Origin of the sequence: Idiomarina sp. Sol25 (genome assembly GCF_033052775.1) — a bacterium.
Classification (GTDB): Bacteria; Pseudomonadota; Gammaproteobacteria; order Enterobacterales; family Alteromonadaceae; genus Idiomarina.
In genome coordinates this window covers 1-326 of the sequence record NZ_JAUPEW010000074.1, presented here as the reverse complement: position 1 = coordinate 326, position 326 = coordinate 1, and the positions used below count along the sequence as shown (strand labels likewise).

The following is a 326-nucleotide window of genomic DNA, read 5'->3' as shown; positions in this document are numbered from 1 at the left end:
CGTGCAGGCCCGTCTGATGAGCCAGGCAATGCGCAAGCTTACCGGCTCCATCAGTCGCTCCAGATGCATGGTGATCTTCATCAACCAGATCCGCATGAAAATCGGCGTGATGTTCGGCTCGCCCGAAACCACCACCGGCGGCAATGCGCTGAAGTTCTACTCCTCCGTGCGTCTCGATATTCGTCGCATCGGTTCGATCAAGGATCGCGACGAGGTGGTCGGCAATGCGACCCGGGTGAAGGTGGTGAAAAACAAGGTGGCACCGCCGTTCAAGCAGGTCGAATTCGATATCATGTATGGCGAGGGCATCTCCAAGATGGGCGAGC

At 57.7% G+C, this 326-nt stretch carries 1 pseudogene; it reads left to right on the top strand.

What is annotated here, in order from left to right:
* Positions 1-326: pseudogene (locus Q5L94_RS13525) on the top strand (DNA recombination/repair protein RecA); the annotation flags it as partial.